At 60.9% G+C, this 1,732-nt stretch carries 1 protein-coding gene; it reads left to right on the top strand.

Annotation, left to right across the window (positions count from 1 at the left end; translation table 11 throughout):
- The first annotated feature begins 281 nt into the window (after positions 1-281).
- Complete coding sequence (locus tag CFB82_RS41440; protein ID WP_089487954.1) at positions 282-1,328, top strand: hypothetical protein; 1,047 nt, start codon at positions 282-284, stop codon at positions 1,326-1,328.
- Positions 1,329-1,732: the final 404 nt, after the last annotated feature.

Below are 1,732 nucleotides of genomic sequence, written 5' to 3'. Positions count from 1 at the left end.
GGAGGCCGAGGCACGACAGATATGTAAACGGAAATGCTGACGCATTTCCCTTTCCATATCCCGTGCTCCAAGGGGATGCCCCTTGGAGAACCCGGCCGGCTCCGCCGGCGGTGCCACGTCGCGCGATACGCGACGTGGCCTGTATGCAACACCGGCCCTAGCGATCATTCCGCGGCCACTTGCCCTGTTGCGCTTGACAGCGCGGTCGGATGTGTTCGAATATGTTTTGTGTCATACAAAATTGTTTACATCACATGGCAAACAAAACATCCTTGCTGACGATGCGCATAGGCTCGTCGCTGGCGCAAGCCGTCGAAAAGTTCAAGGGACAGTGGCAGGAGTCGTCGTCGTCGGAGGTCGCGCGGCGACTGATGGAACTTGGCATCGACGCCGATCGACGTCAGCGCGAGGGACGTACGTCCCTGCTCGACGATCCACAAGCCGCGCTGGTGCTGCTCCGCGATCGCTACTATCGAAACGAGCCGCTCCAGCGAGACGAATGGGCCTTCATCGCCCAACGCGTGCATGATGCTTACGGGCGGCCGCGCAGAACGTTCGTCACGCGCGCGATCCTGGTCGACGTCTTGCAGGCGACACGCGCGCTCTTCATCACGCGTACCCGCCACACCGGGCGAGCGGAATACCCCAGCGACGTTTACCACCGCTCGAAACTTAACCTCAACGACGGCGAATCCTTGGTCGACGGCATTGCGCGCGTCGCGGACGCGTTGCCCAATTGGCCGGCCGCCAGTTATGCAGAGTGGCTGTCACGCTCGATCGCCGGTTTTTTTACAGGCGAGGAACCTGACCTGCCCGATGCGGTGATCCATGAAGCGCTCGCACCGTACTTCGAGTCACTGCTGGGGCTCGCCGTGCGGTCCTACTGGTTGGAAACGGGAGAACCCACCAGCAACGACGGCGACGACGCCTTTGCCCGACCGATGACGGTCGTCAAGGCTGATGGGCTGTCCGCGCAATTCATGATGACCGGCCCGCGAATGAGCGCGATTGTCGATTTCGGCGACCTCTGTCCGATGCTCCTGACGCTAACGTCACCGCCTCTTATCCAGGATTTCTTCGATCTGGTCGCCGTTGCGTCCGCGCTTGCCGACGATGACGCCAGCCTACCGGAGTACGGCGCCGGCCCGCGGCGGATCGGGTTGCCGATCAAGCCGTACAACAAGTTCATCCTCTGGGACGGGGACAAGAATTTTCACTTCGACCGTCCAGCGATGACGCGAATCGCGCACCTCGGCGAATCTGTCCGCGCCGATCCGGAAGTGGCCGCGCACGCGAAGCGGGCCCAGCTGGCGTGGGGCGCAATCTGATTGCCGTCGGGCCTCTCCATCCAACTTGCACAATGCGAGGAAATTCATGAACGAAATCGTTGAAGCGGTGCCGGAGCAATCGCCGGGTCGGCAGATCGTGATCCTGGCCACGAAGTCTTGGGTTGCCTTCGTGGGCCGACTGGCTGTTACGTCTCGATCAATTTGAGGCGGAACAGGGGGTTTTTGTCTCGCGTACGTCGAGCACGATTTTACGAACATCGCCGCGAACATCGCGAGACACGGCACCTATGAGATAGGCCGGTACTCCTCTGTTATCGTGAGACGGTTTCCACACCAGTCCACGAACGCAGAACAGCCCGGCCTATGCTTCGGATCGTACATTCGTTTCTCACGCTCGAACAGCATCTTCGCGCCATCGTCACCACGCCCCGGTCCTACCATCC

The sequence above is a fragment of the Burkholderia sp. HI2714 genome, from assembly GCF_002223085.1.
Lineage (GTDB): Bacteria > Pseudomonadota > Gammaproteobacteria > Burkholderiales > Burkholderiaceae > Burkholderia > Burkholderia lata_D.
The sequence above is the reverse complement of the archived record's forward strand: the minus strand, read 5'-3'. Positions and strand labels throughout refer to the sequence as shown.

Bases quoted from the DNA above. Each gene is read 5' to 3' on its own strand.
- CFB82_RS41440 (WP_089487954.1), top strand. From the start codon at position 282: ATGCGCATAGGCTCGTCGCTGGCGCAAGCCGTCGAAAAGTTCAAGGGA.